This window comes from Ostreiculturibacter nitratireducens (assembly GCF_032670585.1).
Taxonomy (GTDB): Bacteria; Pseudomonadota; Alphaproteobacteria; order Rhodobacterales; family Rhodobacteraceae; genus Ostreiculturibacter; species Ostreiculturibacter nitratireducens.
The window spans coordinates 447,126-464,711 of record NZ_JAVQHL010000003.1 but is presented as its reverse complement, the minus strand read 5'-3'; the positions used below and the strand labels follow the sequence as shown (position 1 = coordinate 464,711).

The following is a 17,586-nucleotide window of genomic DNA, read 5'->3' as shown; positions in this document are numbered from 1 at the left end:
CATCCCCTGACATGAAGGACGCAAGATGAACCAGGAAATCACCACACACCCGTTCAACCCGATGGCGGCGCCGAAGGCCTTCGACGAGATCAAGATCTCGCTGGCCTCTCCCGAGCGCATCCTCAGCTGGTCCTACGGGGAGATCAAGAAACCCGAAACGATCAACTACCGCACGTTCAAGCCGGAGCGTGACGGTCTGTTCTGCGCCCGTATCTTCGGGCCGATCAAGGACTACGAGTGCCTCTGCGGCAAGTACAAGCGCATGAAGTATCGCGGCGTCGTCTGCGAGAAGTGCGGCGTGGAAGTGACGCTCCAGAAGGTGCGCCGCGAGCGGATGGGCCACATCGAGCTCGCCGCCCCGGTCGCGCACATCTGGTTCCTGAAGTCGCTCCCGAGCCGGATCGGCCTCATGCTCGACATGACGCTGCGCGACCTAGAGCGCATTCTCTACTTCGAGAACTACGTCGTCATCGAGCCGGGCCTGACCGATCTTTCCTACGGCCAGCTCCTGACCGAAGAGGAATACCTCGACGCGCAGGACCAGTATGGCGCTGACGCCTTCACCGCCAATATCGGCGCCGAGGCGATCCGCGAGATGCTGGCGGCCATCGACCTCGAAGCCACGGCCGAGCAGCTCCGCGAGGAACTGAAGGAAGCCACCGGCGAGCTGAAGCCGAAGAAGATCATCAAGCGGCTGAAGATCGTCGAGAATTTCCTCGAGTCCGGCAACCGCCCGGAATGGATGGTCCTGACCGTGATCCCGGTCATCCCGCCGGAACTGCGTCCGCTGGTTCCGCTGGATGGCGGCCGCTTCGCGACCTCGGACCTGAACGACCTCTACCGCCGGGTCATCAACCGGAACAACCGTCTGAAGCGGCTCATCGAGCTGCGCGCGCCCGACATCATCGTCCGCAACGAAAAGCGGATGCTGCAGGAATCGGTCGACGCGCTGTTCGACAACGGCCGCCGCGGCCGCGTCATCACGGGCGCCAACAAGCGCCCGCTGAAGTCGCTGTCCGACATGCTCAAGGGCAAGCAGGGCCGGTTCCGTCAGAACCTTCTCGGCAAGCGCGTGGACTTCTCGGGCCGTTCGGTCATCGTGACCGGTCCGGAACTGAAGCTCCACCAGTGCGGCCTGCCGAAGAAGATGGCTCTCGAGCTGTTCAAGCCGTTCATCTATTCGCGGCTTGAGGCGAAGGGTCTGTCCTCGACCGTCAAGCAGGCCAAGAAGCTCGTGGAAAAAGAGCGCCCGGAGGTCTGGGACATCCTCGACGAGGTGATCCGCGAACACCCGGTGCTTCTGAACCGCGCGCCGACGCTTCACCGTCTGGGCATCCAGGCGTTCGAGCCGGTGCTGATCGAGGGCAAGGCGATCCAGCTTCACCCGCTGGTGTGCTCGGCCTTCAACGCCGACTTCGACGGCGACCAGATGGCCGTGCACGTTCCGCTGTCGCTGGAAGCCCAGCTGGAAGCGCGCGTCCTGATGATGTCGACGAACAACGTTCTGTCGCCCGCCAACGGCGCGCCGATCATCGTTCCGTCGCAGGATATGGTGCTTGGCCTCTACTACGTGTCGATGATGCGCGATGGCATGAAGGGCGAAGGCATGGTCTTCTCCTCCGTGGACGAGGTGCAGCACGCCCTCGACGCGGGAGAGGTGCATCTGCACGCCAAGATCCAGTGCCGCGTGAAGCAGATCGACGAGGAAGGCAACGAGGTCTTCAAGCGCTACGAGACGACGCCCGGCCGGGTGCGCCTCGGCGCGCTGCTGCCCCTCAACGCCAAGGCGCCGTTCGAACTGGTCAACCGTCTTCTTCGGAAGAAGGACGTTCAGAACGTCATCGACACCGTCTACCGCTACTGCGGCCAGAAGGAGTCGGTCATTTTCTGCGACCAGATCATGGGCATGGGCTTCCGCGAAGCCTTCAAGGCCGGCATCTCCTTCGGCAAGGACGACATGGTCATCCCGGAGACGAAGTGGACCATCGTGAACGAGGTCCGCGAGCAGGTGAAGGAGTTCGAACAGCAGTACATGGACGGCCTCATCACCCAGGGTGAGAAGTACAACAAGGTCGTCGATGCCTGGTCGAAGTGCTCGGATGCCGTCGCGGCGGCGATGATGGGCGAAATCTCGGCCGTCCGGAAGGACGACGCCGGGGCGGAGCTCGAGCCGAACTCGGTCTACATGATGTCGCACTCCGGTGCGCGGGGTTCGCCGGCGCAGATGAAGCAGCTGGGCGGTATGCGCGGCCTCATGGCCAAGCCGTCGGGCGAGATCATCGAGACGCCGATCATCTCGAACTTCAAGGAAGGCCTGACGGTGCTCGAGTACTTCAACTCGACCCACGGCGCCCGGAAAGGTCTGGCGGACACGGCGCTCAAGACGGCGAACTCGGGTTACCTGACCCGCCGTCTGGTCGACGTGGCGCAGGACTGCATCGTTCGCATCCCGGATTGCGGCACCGAGCGGGCGATCACCGCCTCGGCGGCCGTCAACGACGGCGAGGTCGTCTCGCCGCTTTCCGAGCGCATCCTGGGCCGTGTCGCGGCCGACGACGTTCTGGTGCCGGGCTCCGACGAGGTGCTGGTGCGGCGCAACGAACTGATCGACGAGCGCAAGGCCGACGCGGTGGAAGCCGCGGGCGTCGCCTCTGTCCGGATCCGTTCGGCGCTGACCTGCGAGGCCGAAGAGGGCGTCTGCGCGCTCTGCTACGGCCGTGACCTCGCGCGCGGCACGCTCGTCAACATCGGCGAGGCGGTGGGTATCATCGCCGCCCAGTCGATCGGCGAACCGGGCACGCAGCTGACGATGCGGACCTTCCACATCGGCGGCATCGCGCAGGGCGGTCAGCAGTCCTTCCAGGAAGCTAGCCAGGAGGGCAAGATCGAGTTCCGCAACCCGATGCTTCTGGAAAACGCCGCGGGCGAGCAGATCGTCATGGGGCGGAACATGCAGATCGCCATCATCGACGAGAACGGCCAGGAACGGGCGAGCCACAAGGTGAGCTACGGCGCGAAGATCCACGTGAAGGACGGCCAGGACGTCAAGCGTGGCGCCAAGCTCTTCGAATGGGACCCCTACACCCTGCCGATCATCGCCGAAAAGGCGGGTGTGGCGAAGTTCGTCGACCTCGTTTCGGGCATCTCGGTGCGCGAAGAGACCGACGAAGCCACCGGCATGACCCAGAAGATCGTGTCGGACTGGCGCACCGCTCCGCGCGGCTCGGACCTCAAGCCCGAGATCATCGTCATGGATCCGGAAACCGGCGACCCGGTCCGGAACGACCAGGGCAACCCGGTTTCCTACCCGATGTCGGTCGACGCCATTCTGTCCGTCGAGGACGGGCAGGAGATCAAGGCCGGTGACGTGGTCGCGCGTATCCCGCGCGAAGGCGCGAAGACGAAGGACATCACCGGGGGTCTTCCCCGCGTGGCCGAACTCTTCGAAGCGCGCCGTCCGAAGGACCACGCCATCATCGCCGAGATCGACGGCTATGTGCGGTTCGGCAAGGACTACAAGAACAAGCGGCGGATCGCGATCGAACCGACCGACGAAAGCTTGCAGCCCGTCGAATACATGGTGCCGAAGGGCAAGCACATCCCGGTGCAGGAAGGCGACTTCGTGCAGAAGGGCGACTACATCATGGACGGCAACCCCGCGCCGCATGACATCCTGCGGATCATGGGGATCGAGGCGCTGGCCGACTACCTCATCGACGAGGTGCAGGACGTCTACCGGCTGCAGGGCGTGAAGATCAACGACAAGCACATCGAAGTGATCGTCCGCCAGATGCTGCAGAAGTGGGAGATCCTCGACTCGGGCGAGACGACGCTGCTCAAGGGAGAGCACGTCGACAAGGCCGAGTTCGACGACGCCAACGAGAAGGCGATCGCCGACGGTCGCCGCCCGGCCCAGGGCGAGCCGATCCTTCTCGGGATCACCAAGGCTTCGCTCCAGACCCGGTCGTTCATCTCCGCCGCCTCCTTCCAGGAAACCACGCGCGTCCTCACCGAGGCCGCCGTGCAGGGCAAGCGCGACAAGCTTGTCGGCCTGAAGGAGAACGTCATCGTCGGCCGCCTGATCCCGGCCGGGACCGGCGGGGCGACGATGCGCGTGCGCAGGGTTGCCCACGACCGTGACGAGGACGTGATCGAAGCCCGCCGCGCCGAGGCTGAAGCCGCCGCCGCGCTCGCCGCTCCTGCGGATGAGGTCATGGGCGACGAGGTCGAGACCGGTCTCGTGGACACGCCGGAAAGCCAGGACTGAGTCCTGCCGACGACAAGCGATCGGGGAAGCCCCGCCGGCAACGGCGGGGCTTCTCGTTTTGCGCATGCAGGGATGCACAGAAGACCTCTGGCGCATGCAACTGGCGGGTGCTACGCGCGTTTGCATGAAGATCCTGTCCGACAACATGCGTGGATCCCTGATGATGACGGCCGCCATGGCCGGCTTCACGCTGAACGACACCTGCATGAAGGCGGTCACGGCGACGATGCCCCTCTACCAGGCGATCTTCCTGCGCGGGCTTCTCACGATCGCCTTGCTGGTGGCCTTTTCCGGCTATCTCGGCGGGCTGAAGTTCGCCCTGCCGCGTCGGGACGCGGTGATCATCTCGATCCGAACGCTGGCTGAAGTCGGCAGCACCGTAACATTCCTGACGGCGCTGATGCACATGCCGCTCGCCAACCTCTCGGCCATCATGCAGTCGCAGCCCCTGGCCATCACGCTGGCGGCGGCGATAATCTTTCGGGAAAGGATAGGCTGGCGCCGGATCCTCGCGATCGGCATCGGTTTCATCGGCGTGATGATGATCGTGAAGCCCGGAACCGAGAGCTTCACGATCTGGGCGGCGGTCGGAGTCCTTTGCGTTCTGATCGTGGTCGTGCGCGACCTGTCCACGCGCCAGCTCTCGCCTGCGGTGAATGCCGTGACCGTCGCTTTCCACGCCGCGACCGCCGTGACGGGCCTGGCCCTGTTGATCGTCCCCTTCTCCGGCTGGGAGCCGGTCGGCCTGCGGGAAGCGGCCGCCATCGCGGCTGCGTCCGTCTTCCTCATCGCGGGCTATCTCTTCATCGTCGCGGCGATGCGGATTGGCGAAATCGGCGTCATTGCCCCGTTCCGCTACACCGCGCTGGTCTTCGCGCTGATCCTTGGCTGGCTCATCTTCCGTCAGTTGCCGGGCGGATGGACGATGGCCGGCGCCCTGATCGTCGTTGCCACGGGCATCTACACCTTCTACCGCGAACGCACCGTGGCGAAGCGCGCCGCAGCGGCGGCGGCCATTTCCGTCGCACGAGGGGCCGATTGACGGCCCGCTGGGGCATCGCCACGCTGGGTCCGCGGGGGAATTCGGCGTGAACGATGACGTCTCGGACCTGGCTGTCGCGCTCAAGCGGCCATTGTGCCATCAAGGGCGCAGTGAGAGAGCGGCCTTGTTGACAAGCCCCGCGACTCCCCCTATACGGCGCCCACTCGAGCTATGGGGAAATCCATGTCTGCTCGGGTATCAAAATTGAAGTGGTCACGATCCGGGCGCTAAAGCCCCGATCCTCTGGAATTCCACCGCGTCGTCCCCGCGCAGGGGACGAATGCGGTTTTGGTGTTTTGTGAAGGCACAAGGCACCGTCGAGAAGCGGCGCATCCGGTCGGGTGCGAGTATTGACGAAGTTGCAACACGAGGAACGTGCATGCCAACGATCCAACAGCTGATCCGCAAGCCGCGGCAGCCGAACGTCCGAAAGTCCAAGTCGCAGCACTTGGAATCCTGCCCGCAGAAGCGTGGCGTCTGCACGCGCGTCTACACCACGACGCCGAAGAAGCCGAACTCGGCCATGCGGAAGGTCGCCAAGGTGCGTCTGACCAACGGCTACGAGGTGATCAGCTACATCCCCGGCGAGAAGCACAACCTTCAGGAGCACTCCGTTGTCCTGATCCGTGGCGGCCGGGTGAAAGACCTTCCGGGCGTCCGTTACCACATCCTCCGCGGTGTTCTCGATACGCAGGGCGTCAAAGACCGCCGCCAGCGTCGTTCGAAATACGGCGCGAAGCGTCCGAAGTAAGGAGAGGCGAGAATGTCCCGTCGTCACGCTGCCGAGAAGCGCGAAGTCCTGCCCGACGCCAAGTATGGCGACCGGGTTCTGACGAAGTTCATGAACAACCTGATGGTCGACGGCAAGAAGTCGACCGCCGAGCGGATCGTCTACAACGCGCTTGACCGGGTTCAGTCCCGTCTGAAGCGCGAGCCGGTGGAAGTTTTCCACGAGGCGCTGGACAACGTGAAGCCCTCCGTCGAGGTCCGTTCCCGCCGTGTGGGCGGTGCGACCTACCAGGTTCCGGTCGAGGTTCGTCCCGAGCGCCGTGAAGCCCTTGCGATCCGCTGGCTGATCACCGCCGCGAAGAACCGCAACGAGAACACGATGGAAGAGCGCCTCGCCGGCGAACTCTCCGACGCGGTCAACAACCGTGGCACCGCCGTGAAGAAGCGCGAAGACACCCACAAGATGGCCGACGCGAACAAAGCGTTCAGCCATTACCGCTGGTAAGCGGAAGGAAGGCCCCAGATGGCACGCGAATATCCCCTCACCCGATACCGCAACTTCGGCATCATGGCCCACATCGACGCGGGCAAGACGACGACGACCGAGCGGATCCTCTACTACACCGGCAAGTCCCACAAGATCGGCGAAGTCCATGACGGCGCCGCCACGATGGACTGGATGGAGCAGGAGCAGGAGCGCGGGATCACCATTACCTCCGCCGCCACGACCACCTTCTGGCAGCGTCAGGAAGATCCGACTTCGGAAGGCACTTCGGAAACGAAGTACCGCTTCAACATCATCGACACCCCCGGCCACGTGGACTTCACCATCGAGGTGGAGCGTTCGCTCGCCGTTCTCGACGGTGCCGTTTGCTTGCTCGACGCCAACGCTGGCGTTGAACCGCAGACCGAAACCGTGTGGCGTCAGGCTGACCGCTACAAGGTTCCGCGTATCGTGTTCGTCAACAAGATGGACAAGATCGGCGCGGACTTCTTCAAGTGCGTCGAAATGATCAAGTCGCGCACCGGCGGCACCCCCTGCCCGATCGCTCTGCCGATCGGTGCCGAGGACAAGCTGGAAGGCATCATCGACCTGATCAAGATGGAAGAGTGGGTTTGGAAGGGTGAAGACCTCGGCGCAAGCTGGGTTCGTCAGCCGATCCGTGACGATCTGAAGGATCTCGCCGACGAATGGCGCTCCAACATGATCGAACTCGCCGTCGAAATGGACGACGACGCGATGGAAGCCTACCTGGAAGGAAACGAGCCCGACGAGGCCACGCTGCGCAAGCTGATCCGTAAGGGTACGCTGTCGCTGACGTTCTTCCCGGTCGCTGCTGGTTCGGCGTTCAAGAACAAGGGCGTTCAGCCCCTTCTGAACTCCGTGATCGACTTCCTGCCGTCCCCGCTTGACGTGCCGGCCTACAAAGGCTTTGCACCGGGCGACGAAACGGAAACCCGGAACATCGAGCGCACCGCCGATGACGCACAGCCCTTCTCGGCGCTGGCGTTCAAGATCATGAACGACCCCTTCGTGGGCTCGCTGACCTTCACGCGCATCTACTCGGGCGTCCTCAAGAAGGGCGACCAGATGATGAACTCCACGAAGGGCAAGCGCGAGCGCGTCGGCCGCATGATGATGATGCACGCCATCAACCGCGAGGAAATCGAAGAAGCCTTCGCGGGCGACATCATCGCGCTGGCGGGTCTCAAGGAAACCACCACGGGCGACACGCTCTGTGATCCGACGAAGCCGGTGGTCCTTGAAACGATGACCTTCCCCGAGCCGGTGATCGAGATCGCCGTCGAGCCGAAGTCGAAGGCCGACCAGGAAAAGATGGGTATCGCTCTGGCGCGTCTCGCGGCCGAAGACCCGTCCTTCCGCGTCGAGACCGACTTCGAATCGGGCCAGACGATCATGAAGGGCATGGGCGAACTTCACCTCGACATCCTCGTCGACCGCATGCGTCGCGAGTTCAAGGTCGAGGCGAACATCGGTGCTCCGCAGGTGGCCTACCGCGAGACCATCTCGCGCGAAGCCGAGATCGACTACACCCACAAGAAGCAGACCGGCGGCACGGGCCAGTTCGCCCGCGTCAAGCTCGTCATCACCCCGACCGAGCCGGGCGAGGGTTACTCGTTCGAATCGAAGATCGTCGGCGGTGCGGTGCCGAAGGAATACATCCCCGGCGTCGAAAAGGGCATCAAGTCGGTCATGGACTCGGGTCCGCTCGCGGGCTTCCCGGTCATCGACTTCAAGGTCGCGCTGATCGACGGTGCGTTCCACGACGTCGACTCGTCGGTTCTCGCCTTCGAAATCGCTTCCCGTGCGGCCATGCGTGAGGGCCTCAAGAAGGCCGGCGCGAAGCTGCTCGAGCCGATCATGAAGGTCGAGGTCGTGACGCCGGAAGAGTACACTGGCGGCATCATCGGCGACCTGACCAGCCGTCGCGGCATGGTGCAGGGGCAGGACACTCGCGGCAACGCGAACGTCATCAACGCCTTCGTGCCGCTCGCGAACATGTTCGGCTACATCAACAACCTGCGCTCCATGTCCTCGGGCCGGGCGAACTTCACCATGCAGTTCGACCACTACGAGGCGGTGCCGCAGAACATCTCTGACGAGATCCAGAAGAAATACGCTTGAGGGCGGGCTTCATAGCCCCCCCTCTTTCAGAGACATCAGGAGGCCACCATGGCAAAGGCAAAGTTTGAACGGACGAAACCGCACGTGAACGTTGGCACGATTGGCCACGTTGACCACGGCAAGACGACGCTGACGGCTGCGATCACGAAGTATTTCGGGGAGTTCAAGGCGTACGACATGATCGACGCCGCGCCGGAAGAGAAGGCGCGCGGGATCACGATCTCGACGGCGCACGTTGAATACGAGACGGCGAACCGCCACTACGCGCACGTCGACTGCCCCGGCCACGCCGACTACGTGAAGAACATGATCACGGGCGCGGCGCAGATGGACGGCGCGATCCTCGTGGTGAACGCGGCCGACGGCCCGATGCCGCAGACGCGCGAGCACATCCTGCTCGGCCGTCAGGTTGGCATTCCCTACATGGTCGTCTACCTGAACAAGGTCGACCAGGTTGACGACGAGGAGCTCCTCGAGCTCGTCGAGATGGAAGTGCGCGAGCTTCTGTCGTCCTACGAATACCCGGGCGACGACATCCCGATCATCAAGGGTTCGGCGCTGGCCGCTCTTGAAGGCCGCGATCCGGAGATCGGCGAGAACTCGATCCGCGCCCTGATGGACGCCGTCGACAGCTACATCCCGACCCCGGCGCGTCCTGTCGACCAGCCGTTCCTGATGCCGATCGAGGACGTGTTCTCGATCTCGGGCCGCGGCACGGTTGTGACCGGCCGTGTCGAGCGCGGCGTGATCAACGTCGGCGACGAAGTCGAGATCGTGGGCATCCGCGCGACGCAGAAGACGACCTGCACGGGCGTCGAGATGTTCCGCAAGCTCCTGGACCGCGGTGAGGCCGGCGACAACATCGGCGCGCTGCTGCGCGGCATCGACCGTGACGGCGTCGAGCGTGGTCAGGTTCTCTGCAAGCCGGGTTCGGTGAAGCCGCACACGAAGTTCGAGGCCGAAGCCTACATCCTGACGAAGGAGGAAGGCGGCCGCCACACGCCGTTCTTCGCGAACTACCGTCCGCAGTTCTACTTCCGCACGACGGACGTGACCGGGACGGTGAAGCTTCCGGCCGGCACCGAGATGGTGATGCCGGGCGACAACCTGAAGTTCGAGGTCGAGCTGATCGCCCCGATCGCGATGGAAGAGAAGCTCCGCTTCGCCATCCGTGAAGGCGGCCGCACCGTCGGCGCAGGCGTCGTCTCCAAAATCATCGAATAAGACCAAGGTTCGAAGCAGGCCGGGTATGAGGCCCGGTCTGCCTCTCAACCTCAAGCCTTGAAGAGGCAACACAATGCAAGGTCAAAACATTCGCATCCGGCTGAAGGCCTTCGATTACCGCGTACTGGACGCCAGCACGCAGGAGATCGTCAACACGGCCAAGCGGACCGGCGCGCAGGTTCGCGGGCCGATCCCGCTGCCGAACAAGATCGAGAAGTTCACCGTTCTGCGTGGTCCGCACATCGACAAGAAGTCGCGCGACCAGTGGGAAATCCGCACGCACAAGCGGCTGCTCGACATCGTCGACCCGACGCCCCAGACCGTGGACGCGCTGATGAAGCTCGACCTCGCCGCGGGCGTGGACGTCGAGATCAAGGTCTGAGGAGGGCAAGAAGATGCTGCGCTCCGGAGTGATCGCAAAGAAGCTGGGCATGACCCGGCTGTTCATGGAAGACGGCCGCCAGGTTCCGGTGACCGTTCTTCAACTCGACAACCTGCAGGTCGTGGCGCAGCGCACGGCTGAGAAGGACGGCTACACCGCCGTTCAGCTCGGCGCCGGCGCGGCCAAGGCCAAGCGGACCACCGCGGCAATGCGCGGCCATTTCGCGAAAGCGAACGTGGCGCCCAAGCGCAAGATCGCCGAGTTCCGGGTGAGCCCCGAGAACCTGATCGGTGTGGGCGAAGAGATCACGGCTGACCACTACTTCGAAGGTCAGTTCGTGGACATCGCCGGCACCTCGACGGGTAAGGGCTTCGCGGGTGCAATGAAGCGGCACAACTTCGGCGGTCTGCGCGCCTCGCACGGCGTGTCGATCAGCCACCGCTCGCACGGTTCGACCGGCCAGTGCCAGGACCCCGGCAAGGTGTTCAAGGGCAAGAAGATGGCTGGCCATCTCGGCGCCGTCCGTGTCACCACGCAGAACCTCCAGGTTGTGCGCACCGATGCCGACCGCGGCCTGATCATGGTCAAGGGTTCGGTTCCGGGCACCAAGGGTGGCTGGGTCACGATCAAGGACGCCGTCAAGAAGCCGGTGCCCGACAACGTCATCCTGCCGGCTGCGCTGAAGTCTGCGGCTGAAGAGGCCCGCAAGGCGGCCGAGGCGGCTGCGGCTGCTGCGGCGGCGGAAGAGGAAGCGGCTCGCAAGGCTGCTGCCGAGGCGGAACAGGCGGCGATCGCCGCTGCCGAGGCCGAAGCGGCTGCGGCGTCCGAGGCGTCTGAAGGAGACGAGAGCAATGAAGGCTGATGTGATCAAGCTCGACGCCAAGAAGGCGGGCTCGATCGATCTCGACGACGAGATCTTCGGGCTGGAGCCGCGCGCCGACATCCTGCACCGCGTGGTGCGCTGGCAGCGTGCCCGCGCCCAGGCCGGGACCCACAAGGTCAAGGGCCGGTCGGAGGTCAGCTACTCGACGAAGAAGATCTACCGCCAGAAGGGCACCGGTGGCGCACGTCACGGTGACAAGGGCGCTCCGATCTTCCGTCACGGCGGTACCTACAAGGGCCCGACGCCGCGGAGCCATGCGCATGACCTGCCCAAGAAGTTCCGGGCGCTCGGTCTGAAGCATGCTCTGTCGTCGAAGGCCGCGACCGGGAACCTCGTCATCCTCGACTCGATCGAGATGAAGGAAGCCAAGACCTCGATCCTCGCCAAGGCGGCGAAGGAGCTGGGCTGGAAGCGCGTCCTCATCATCGACGGTTCGGACGTGAACGAGAACTTCGCCCGCGCCGCCCGCAACATCGAGGGCATCGATGTGCTGCCGTCGATGGGCGCCAACGTCTACGACATCCTCAAGCGTGACACGCTCGTGATCACGAAGGCGGGTGTGGAAGCTCTGGAGGCTCGTCTGAAATGAGCGCGAAACCGGAACACTACGACGTGATCGTGAAGCCGATCATCACCGAAAAGGCGACCATGGCCTCCGAGGCCAACGCGGTTGTCTTCCAGGTGGCGAAGGACGCTTCGAAGCCCCAGATCAAGGAAGCGGTGGAGACCCTCTTCGGCGTGAAGGTGAAAGCGGTCAACACCGTCGTCACCAAGGGCAAGACGAAGAAGTTCCGCGGCCGTCCCGGCGTGCGGAGCGACGTGAAGAAGGCCTATGTGACCCTCGAAGAGGGGAACACTATCGACGTCTCCACGGGACTTTGATAGAAGGCGCCGAATCTCGCGGCCCCGGGTTCCGGGGCCGCTTGATCTTTTGAAGAGCGGGCCTTCGGGCCCAGGACGGAACGGACCTCTGGTCCAAGGCAACGGAAGACAGAAAGCATGGCACTCAAGTCGTACAAACCGACGACGCCGGGCCAGCGTGGGCTGGTTCTGATCGACCGTTCGGAGCTTTGGAAAGGACGCCCGGTCAAGGCCCTCACCGAGGGTTTGACCAAGACGGGCGGCCGGAACAATACCGGGCGCGTCACGATGTGGCACAAGGGCGGCGGGGCGAAGCGCCTCTACCGCGTGGTGGATTTCAAGCGGCGCAAGTTCGATGTGCCGGCGACCGTCGAGCGGATCGAATATGACCCGAACCGGACCGCCTTCATCGCGCTCGTGAAGTATCAGGACGGCGAACAGTCCTACATCCTGGCGCCCCAGCGTCTGGCCGTTGGTGACCAGGTCGTCGCCGGCGCCAAGACCGACGTGAAGCCGGGCAACGCGATGCCGTTCTCGGGCATGCCGATCGGCACGATCGTGCACAACGTCGAGCTGAAGCCCGGCAAGGGTGGTCAGCTGGCGCGCGCCGCGGGCACCTATGCCCAGTTCGTCGGCCGTGACGGCGGCTACGCCCAGATCCGCCTGTCCTCGGGCGAACTTCGCATGGTCCGCCAGGAATGCATGGCGACGATCGGCGCGGTGTCGAACCCCGACAACTCGAACCAGAACTTCGGCAAGGCCGGCCGCATGCGTCACAAGGGCATCCGCCCGACCGTCCGCGGCGTTGCCATGAACCCGATCGACCACCCGCACGGCGGCGGTGAAGGCCGCACCTCGGGCGGCCGTCACCCGGTCACCCCGTGGGGCAAGGGCACCAAGGGCAACAAGACCCGGAAGAACAAGTCGACGGACAAGTACATCGTCCGCTCGCGCAGCGCGAAGAAGGGGCGTTAATCGATGGCACGTTCTGTTTGGAAGGGCCCCTTTGTCGACGCCTACGTCCTGAAGAAGGCGGAGAAGGCGAAGGCTTCGGGCCGCAACGAAGTTATCAAGATCTGGTCGCGTCGTTCGACCATCCTGCCGCAGTTCGTCGGCCTGACCTTTGGCGTCTACAACGGGCAGAAGCACATTCCCGTTGCCGTCACCGAAGAGATGATCGGCCAGAAGTTCGGTGAGTATTCGCCGACGCGGACCTACTACGGCCACGCCGCGGACAAGAAAGCGAAGAGGAAGTAAGAGCCATGGGTAAGGAAAAGAATCCGCGCCGCGTGGCGGAGAACGAAGCGATGGCCAAGTCCAAGATGCTTCGCACCTCGCCGCAGAAACTGAACCTCGTCGCCGCGATGATCCGCGGCAAGAAGGTGGAAAAGGCCCTGGCCGACCTCACCTTCTCGAAGAAGCGGATCGCCGAAGACGTGCGGAAGTGCCTTCAGTCGGCAATCGCCAACGCAGAAAACAACCACGGGCTCGACGTCGATGAACTCGTCGTCGCCGAAGCCTATGTCGGCAAGAACCTGACCATGAAGCGCGGCCGTCCGCGGGCGCGTGGCCGGTTCGGCAAGATCATGAAACCGTTCAGCGAACTGACGATCAAGGTGCGCCAGGTCGAAGCAGCCGGGGAGCAAGCGTAATGGGACAGAAGGTCAACCCCATCGGGATGCGCCTCCAGGTCAACCGCACCTGGGACAGCCGCTGGTTCGCCGACAGCAAGGACTACGGCAATCTTCTGCTTGAAGACCTCAAGATGCGGGAATTCATCCAGGAAGAGTGCAAGCAGGCTGGCGTCAGCCGCGTCGTGATCGAGCGCCCGCACAAGAAGTGCCGCGTCACCGTTCACACTGCGCGTCCGGGCGTCATCATCGGCAAGAAGGGCGCCGACATCGAGACGCTTCGCAAGAAGCTCGCGAACATGACGGACTCGGAACTGCACCTCAACATCGTCGAGGTTCGCAAGCCCGAACTCGACGCCCAGCTGGTGGCCGAATCGATCGCCCAGCAGCTCGAGCGCCGCGTTTCGTTCCGTCGCGCGATGAAGCGTGCCGTGCAGAACGCGATGCGCATGGGCGCCCTCGGCATCCGTGTGAACGTTGCGGGCCGTCTTGGCGGCGCCGAAATCGCCCGGACCGAATGGTACCGTGAAGGTCGCGTGCCGCTGCACACGCTGCGCGCCGACATCGACTATGCGCTTGCCGAAGCCTCGACCCCCTACGGGATCATTGGCGTGAAGGTCTGGATCTTCAAAGGCGAGATCATGGAACACGATCCGCAGGCCCGCGACCGCCGCCAGAGCGAAGCCCAGGAAGGCCCGGCCCCGCGTGGTCCGCGCCGCGACGCCCGGTGACAGGAGAGTAAGAGATGCTGCAACCGAAACGGACAAAGTTCCGCAAACAGCACAAGGGCCGCATCCACGGCGAAGCCAAGGGCGGGTTCGAACTGAACTTCGGCTCCTTCGGCCTCAAGGCCACGCAGCCCGAGCGCATCACCGCGCGGCAGATCGAAGCGGCACGCCGCGCGATCACCCGCCACATGAAGCGTCAGGGCCGGGTCTGGATCCGCGTGTTCCCGGACGTTCCGGTCTCGTCCAAACCGACCGAGGTGCGGATGGGCAAGGGCAAGGGCTCCGTCGATTACTGGGCGGCCAAGGTCAAGCCGGGCCGGATCATGTTCGAGATCGACGGCGTCGGTGACGACATCGCCCGCGAGGCGCTCCGCCTCGGTGCGATGAAGCTGCCGATCAAGACGCGCGTCGTCGCCCGCGAGGACTGGTAAGTCCCGCTATCGCGAGAAGCAAGAAGTCGGGGCGTCCGTGATCGGGCGCCCCGTATTCTTTTGTGACCCGCCGGATTTCCCATAGACCTTCTCTCCGCGCGGGTGGCCCATGCCCGGGATCGTTCAGGCACCCCTTGCGGTTGCGTCCTTGCAGAGATCGCCAAGATCCAGATCCTGCTGCTGTACCGGAGCGAATTCCCGAGCGTGGAAGATCCAGACACGTGCCTCCCCGTTCGTGACAAGGTAGTATCTGGGCAGGGTCTCGCCCCCAAGCCAGCCGGGCTGAAGATCTTGCAGACGCAAGACCCGCGCGGCGCCGTCGAGACGCGTTGGATAGCGGCCGTGCACGGGTGCCCGGACGAGGCAGTCCGCCTGCAGATCGAGCGTGGAAACCGCCGCCAGAAGGGGCTCGACCTGATCGCCGCGCAATTTCCCGACGAGCAAGGGAAAGGCCAAGGCGGTCGCCACCACGAAGCCGAACGCGAGCCGCAGATCGAAGAGGACGATCAGGACCGCGTTCAGCAACCCGATCGCGAGGGCCGGCGCCGCTTCGCAGTTCCCCAAGCGTTGTTCGCATCCACCCCCGATGCAGAAGCAGGAGAGCGATGCCTCGATCGAAGCGAAGACGAAGATCACGAGGGCCACGCCGTTGATCAGGGCCAGTCGCCAGGACCGCAGCAGGAACGCTGCGACGTATCCCAGGAGATTGATGGCAACGGTCGCGGCGATTGCCGCATCGTTCGCCTGGTCCACGCGCGTTCCATCGAAGGCCACCGCCACGTAGAGCAGCAACGAGGAGCAAAGAGCGAGCGGCGCCAGAAGAACGAAGCGTGGCAGCATGACGTCCAAACTTTCCCTTGCCCTCCTGCGGACGCTCCCTTATACGGACGCATCCTGCGATTCCGGGTCATCTGGATTCGCTTGTCTATCATTGACTCCACCGGATGCAGGGTCACCCGCAAGGGCCCTCTGGTGATGTTGAAAGGAACAAGGCGAAATGAACGCCAAGGAACTGACGACAAAGACGCCCGACCAGCTCCGCGACGAGCTGGTGGCGCTCAAGAAGGAGGCCTTCAACCTCCGCTTCCAGCAGGCCACCGGCCAGCTCGAGAACACCGCCCGCATGCGCGCCGTCCGCCGTGACGTCGCCCGCATCAAGACGGTCCTGTCCCAGAAAGCCGCTGAAGCGGCGGCGAAGTAAGGAAGAGAAGACATGCCCAAACGCATCCTGCAAGGCGTCGTCACCTCCGACAAGAACGACCAGACCATCACCGTCCTGGTCGAGCGCCGCTTCACGCATCCGGTTCTCAAGAAGACGATCCGGAAATCCAAGAAGTATCGCGCTCACGACGCGAACAACCAATTCAAGGTTGGCGACACCGTCCGCATCCAGGAATGTGCGCCGATCTCGAAGACGAAACGCTGGGAGGTGATGACCGCCTGAGGTCGTCGCCTTCGAGATTTATCGAAACCCTGGGGCCAATGTCTGAGAAGCGGCCCCAAAGGTCGGGAGAAACCAAATGATCCAGATGCAGACCAATCTGGATGTCGCTGACAACTCCGGCGCCCGCCGGGTTCAGTGCATCAAGGTCCTGGGTGGTTCCCATCGCCGTTACGCCTCTGTGGGCGACATCATCGTGGTGTCGGTGAAGGAAGCCATTCCGCGTGGTCGCGTGAAGAAGGGTGACGTCCGCAAGGCCGTTGTCGTTCGCACGGCCAAGGAAGTCCGTCGCGAAGATGGCACGTCCATCCGCTTCGACCGCAACGCCGCCGTCATCCTGAACAACCAGGGCGAACCGGTCGGCACCCGTATCTTCGGGCCGGTCGTTCGCGAGCTTCGCGCGAAGAACTTCATGAAGATCATCTCGCTTGCTCCGGAGGTGCTGTGATGGCCGCGAAACTCCGTAAAGGCGACAAGGTCGTCGTCCTCGTCGGCAAGGACAAGGGCAAGACCGGCGAGATTTCGAGCGTCGACCCGAAGGCCGGCAAGGCCGTGGTCGAGGGGATCAACATCGCGATCCGTCACACCAAGCAGAGCCAGACCAGCCAGGGCGGCCGCGTGCCGAAGGCCATGCCTGTCGACCTGTCGAACCTCGCTCTGATGGACAAGGACGGCAAGGCGACCCGCGTCGGCTTCCGCATGGAAGGCGACAAGAAGGTTCGCTACGCCAAGACCACCGGGGAGGCGATCTGATGCTCGACGCAGCCACCTACACCCCGCGCCTCAAGGCGCACTACCAGGCCGCCGTTCGCGCCGCTCTCAAGGAAGAGTTCGGCTACAAGAACGACATGATGATCCCGAAGCTCGACAAGATCGTGCTGAACATGGGCGTCGGCGAGGCCGTGAAGGACACCAAGAAGGTCAAGAACGCCGCCGAAGAGTTGTCGCTCATCGCCGGTCAGAAGGCCGTGGTGACGAAGGCGAAGAAGTCCATCGCGGGCTTCCGCGTCCGGGAAGAAATGCCGCTCGGCGCCAAGGTCACGCTCCGTGGCGACCGGATGTATGAATTCCTCGACCGCCTCATCACGATCGCGCTGCCGCGCGTCCGCGACTTCCGCGGCGTTAAGGGCACGTCCTTCGACGGTCGCGGCAACTACGCGATGGGCCTGAAGGAACACATCGTGTTCCCCGAGATCGACTTCGACAAGGTCGACGAGGTTCTCGGCATGGACATCATCATCTGCACCACCGCGCGTACCGACGCGGAAGCGAAGGCGCTGTTGAAGCAATTCAACATGCCGTTCACGGGCTGACGCGGGC

General features: G+C 63.8%; 21 protein-coding genes. 20 read left to right on the top strand and 1 reads right to left on the bottom strand.

Features of this window, described 5'->3' with window-relative positions; genetic code table 11:
* Positions 1 to 25: 25 nt before the first annotated feature.
* The 15 genes from rpoC (at position 26) to rplP (ending at position 14,825) form a co-directional block, all read left to right on the top strand.
* Complete coding sequence (gene rpoC / locus ABCN56_RS16665; protein WP_343081947.1) at positions 26 to 4,267, top strand: DNA-directed RNA polymerase subunit beta'; 4,242 nt, start codon at positions 26 to 28, stop codon at positions 4,265 to 4,267.
* 124 nt (positions 4,268 to 4,391) lie between these two features.
* Positions 4,392 to 5,309: a DMT family transporter gene (locus ABCN56_RS16660; RefSeq protein WP_343081946.1), complete on the top strand. Its 918-nt coding sequence runs from the start codon at positions 4,392 to 4,394 to the stop codon at positions 5,307 to 5,309.
* A gap of 379 nt (positions 5,310 to 5,688) precedes the next feature.
* Entirely contained in the window at positions 5,689 to 6,060 is a 372-nt protein-coding gene (rpsL, locus tag ABCN56_RS16655) for a 30S ribosomal protein S12 (protein WP_343081945.1), read from the top strand.
* Between the two features lie 12 nt (positions 6,061 to 6,072).
* Entirely contained in the window at positions 6,073 to 6,543 is a 471-nt protein-coding gene (rpsG, locus tag ABCN56_RS16650) for a 30S ribosomal protein S7 (protein WP_343081944.1), read from the top strand.
* A gap of 18 nt (positions 6,544 to 6,561) precedes the next feature.
* Positions 6,562 to 8,685: an elongation factor G gene (gene fusA, locus ABCN56_RS16645; RefSeq protein ID WP_343081943.1), complete on the top strand. Its 2,124-nt coding sequence runs from the start codon at positions 6,562 to 6,564 to the stop codon at positions 8,683 to 8,685.
* Between the two features lie 48 nt (positions 8,686 to 8,733).
* Positions 8,734 to 9,909, top strand: a complete 1,176-nt coding sequence (tuf, locus tag ABCN56_RS16640; protein ID WP_343081942.1) for an elongation factor Tu — start codon at positions 8,734 to 8,736, stop codon at positions 9,907 to 9,909.
* Between the two features lie 73 nt (positions 9,910 to 9,982).
* The gene (rpsJ, locus tag ABCN56_RS16635; RefSeq protein WP_071469578.1) at positions 9,983 to 10,291 is read left to right on the top strand and encodes a 30S ribosomal protein S10; all 309 of its coding nucleotides are present in this window, start codon (positions 9,983 to 9,985) and stop codon (positions 10,289 to 10,291) included.
* 13 nt (positions 10,292 to 10,304) lie between these two features.
* Positions 10,305 to 11,153, top strand: a complete 849-nt coding sequence (gene rplC / locus ABCN56_RS16630) for a 50S ribosomal protein L3 (protein ID WP_343081941.1) — start codon at positions 10,305 to 10,307, stop codon at positions 11,151 to 11,153.
* Entirely contained in the window at positions 11,143 to 11,763 is a 621-nt protein-coding gene (rplD, locus tag ABCN56_RS16625; RefSeq protein ID WP_343081940.1) for a 50S ribosomal protein L4, read from the top strand. The genes rplC and rplD overlap by 11 nt, the downstream gene beginning before the upstream one ends.
* Entirely contained in the window at positions 11,760 to 12,056 is a 297-nt protein-coding gene (locus ABCN56_RS16620) for a 50S ribosomal protein L23 (protein ID WP_343081939.1), read from the top strand. The genes rplD and ABCN56_RS16620 overlap by 4 nt, the downstream gene beginning before the upstream one ends.
* Before the next feature lie 117 nt (positions 12,057 to 12,173).
* The gene (gene rplB, locus ABCN56_RS16615; RefSeq protein ID WP_343081938.1) at positions 12,174 to 13,010 is read left to right on the top strand and encodes a 50S ribosomal protein L2; all 837 of its coding nucleotides are present in this window, start codon (positions 12,174 to 12,176) and stop codon (positions 13,008 to 13,010) included.
* Positions 13,011 to 13,013: 3 nt separating this feature from the next.
* Positions 13,014 to 13,292: a 30S ribosomal protein S19 gene (gene rpsS / locus ABCN56_RS16610; RefSeq protein ID WP_343081937.1), complete on the top strand. Its 279-nt coding sequence runs from the start codon at positions 13,014 to 13,016 to the stop codon at positions 13,290 to 13,292.
* A gap of 5 nt (positions 13,293 to 13,297) precedes the next feature.
* Positions 13,298 to 13,687, top strand: a complete 390-nt coding sequence (gene rplV / locus ABCN56_RS16605) for a 50S ribosomal protein L22 (RefSeq protein WP_343081936.1) — start codon at positions 13,298 to 13,300, stop codon at positions 13,685 to 13,687.
* On the top strand, positions 13,687 to 14,397 hold the full coding sequence (rpsC, locus tag ABCN56_RS16600) for a 30S ribosomal protein S3 (RefSeq protein WP_343081935.1): 711 nt from the start codon (positions 13,687 to 13,689) through the stop codon (positions 14,395 to 14,397). Before rplV ends, rpsC begins: the two co-directional genes overlap by 1 nt.
* A 14-nt stretch (positions 14,398 to 14,411) precedes the next feature.
* Positions 14,412 to 14,825 (top strand): 50S ribosomal protein L16, encoded by a 414-nt coding sequence (rplP, locus tag ABCN56_RS16595; RefSeq protein ID WP_343081934.1) that lies wholly within the window; start codon positions 14,412 to 14,414, stop codon positions 14,823 to 14,825.
* A 123-nt stretch (positions 14,826 to 14,948) separates the two neighbouring features.
* On the opposite strand, the gene ABCN56_RS16590 is transcribed toward rplP, so the two are convergent.
* The gene (locus tag ABCN56_RS16590; RefSeq protein WP_343081933.1) at positions 14,949 to 15,665 is read right to left on the bottom strand and encodes a hypothetical protein; all 717 of its coding nucleotides are present in this window, start codon (positions 15,663 to 15,665) and stop codon (positions 14,949 to 14,951) included.
* A gap of 157 nt (positions 15,666 to 15,822) precedes the next feature.
* Between ABCN56_RS16590 and rpmC the strand changes: the two genes are divergently transcribed.
* From rpmC to rplE, 5 genes are all read left to right on the top strand, one after another.
* Entirely contained in the window at positions 15,823 to 16,026 is a 204-nt protein-coding gene (rpmC, locus tag ABCN56_RS16585; RefSeq protein ID WP_343081932.1) for a 50S ribosomal protein L29, read from the top strand.
* Positions 16,027 to 16,038: 12 nt separating this feature from the next.
* Positions 16,039 to 16,269 (top strand): 30S ribosomal protein S17, encoded by a 231-nt coding sequence (gene rpsQ, locus ABCN56_RS16580; protein WP_343081931.1) that lies wholly within the window; start codon positions 16,039 to 16,041, stop codon positions 16,267 to 16,269.
* Positions 16,270 to 16,345: 76 nt separating this feature from the next.
* Entirely contained in the window at positions 16,346 to 16,714 is a 369-nt protein-coding gene (gene rplN, locus ABCN56_RS16575) for a 50S ribosomal protein L14 (RefSeq protein WP_035714274.1), read from the top strand.
* The gene (gene rplX / locus ABCN56_RS16570; RefSeq protein ID WP_343081930.1) at positions 16,714 to 17,019 is read left to right on the top strand and encodes a 50S ribosomal protein L24; all 306 of its coding nucleotides are present in this window, start codon (positions 16,714 to 16,716) and stop codon (positions 17,017 to 17,019) included. Before rplN ends, rplX begins: the two co-directional genes overlap by 1 nt.
* Positions 17,019 to 17,579, top strand: a complete 561-nt coding sequence (gene rplE, locus ABCN56_RS16565; RefSeq protein ID WP_343081929.1) for a 50S ribosomal protein L5 — start codon at positions 17,019 to 17,021, stop codon at positions 17,577 to 17,579. Before rplX ends, rplE begins: the two co-directional genes overlap by 1 nt.
* Positions 17,580 to 17,586: the final 7 nt, after the last annotated feature.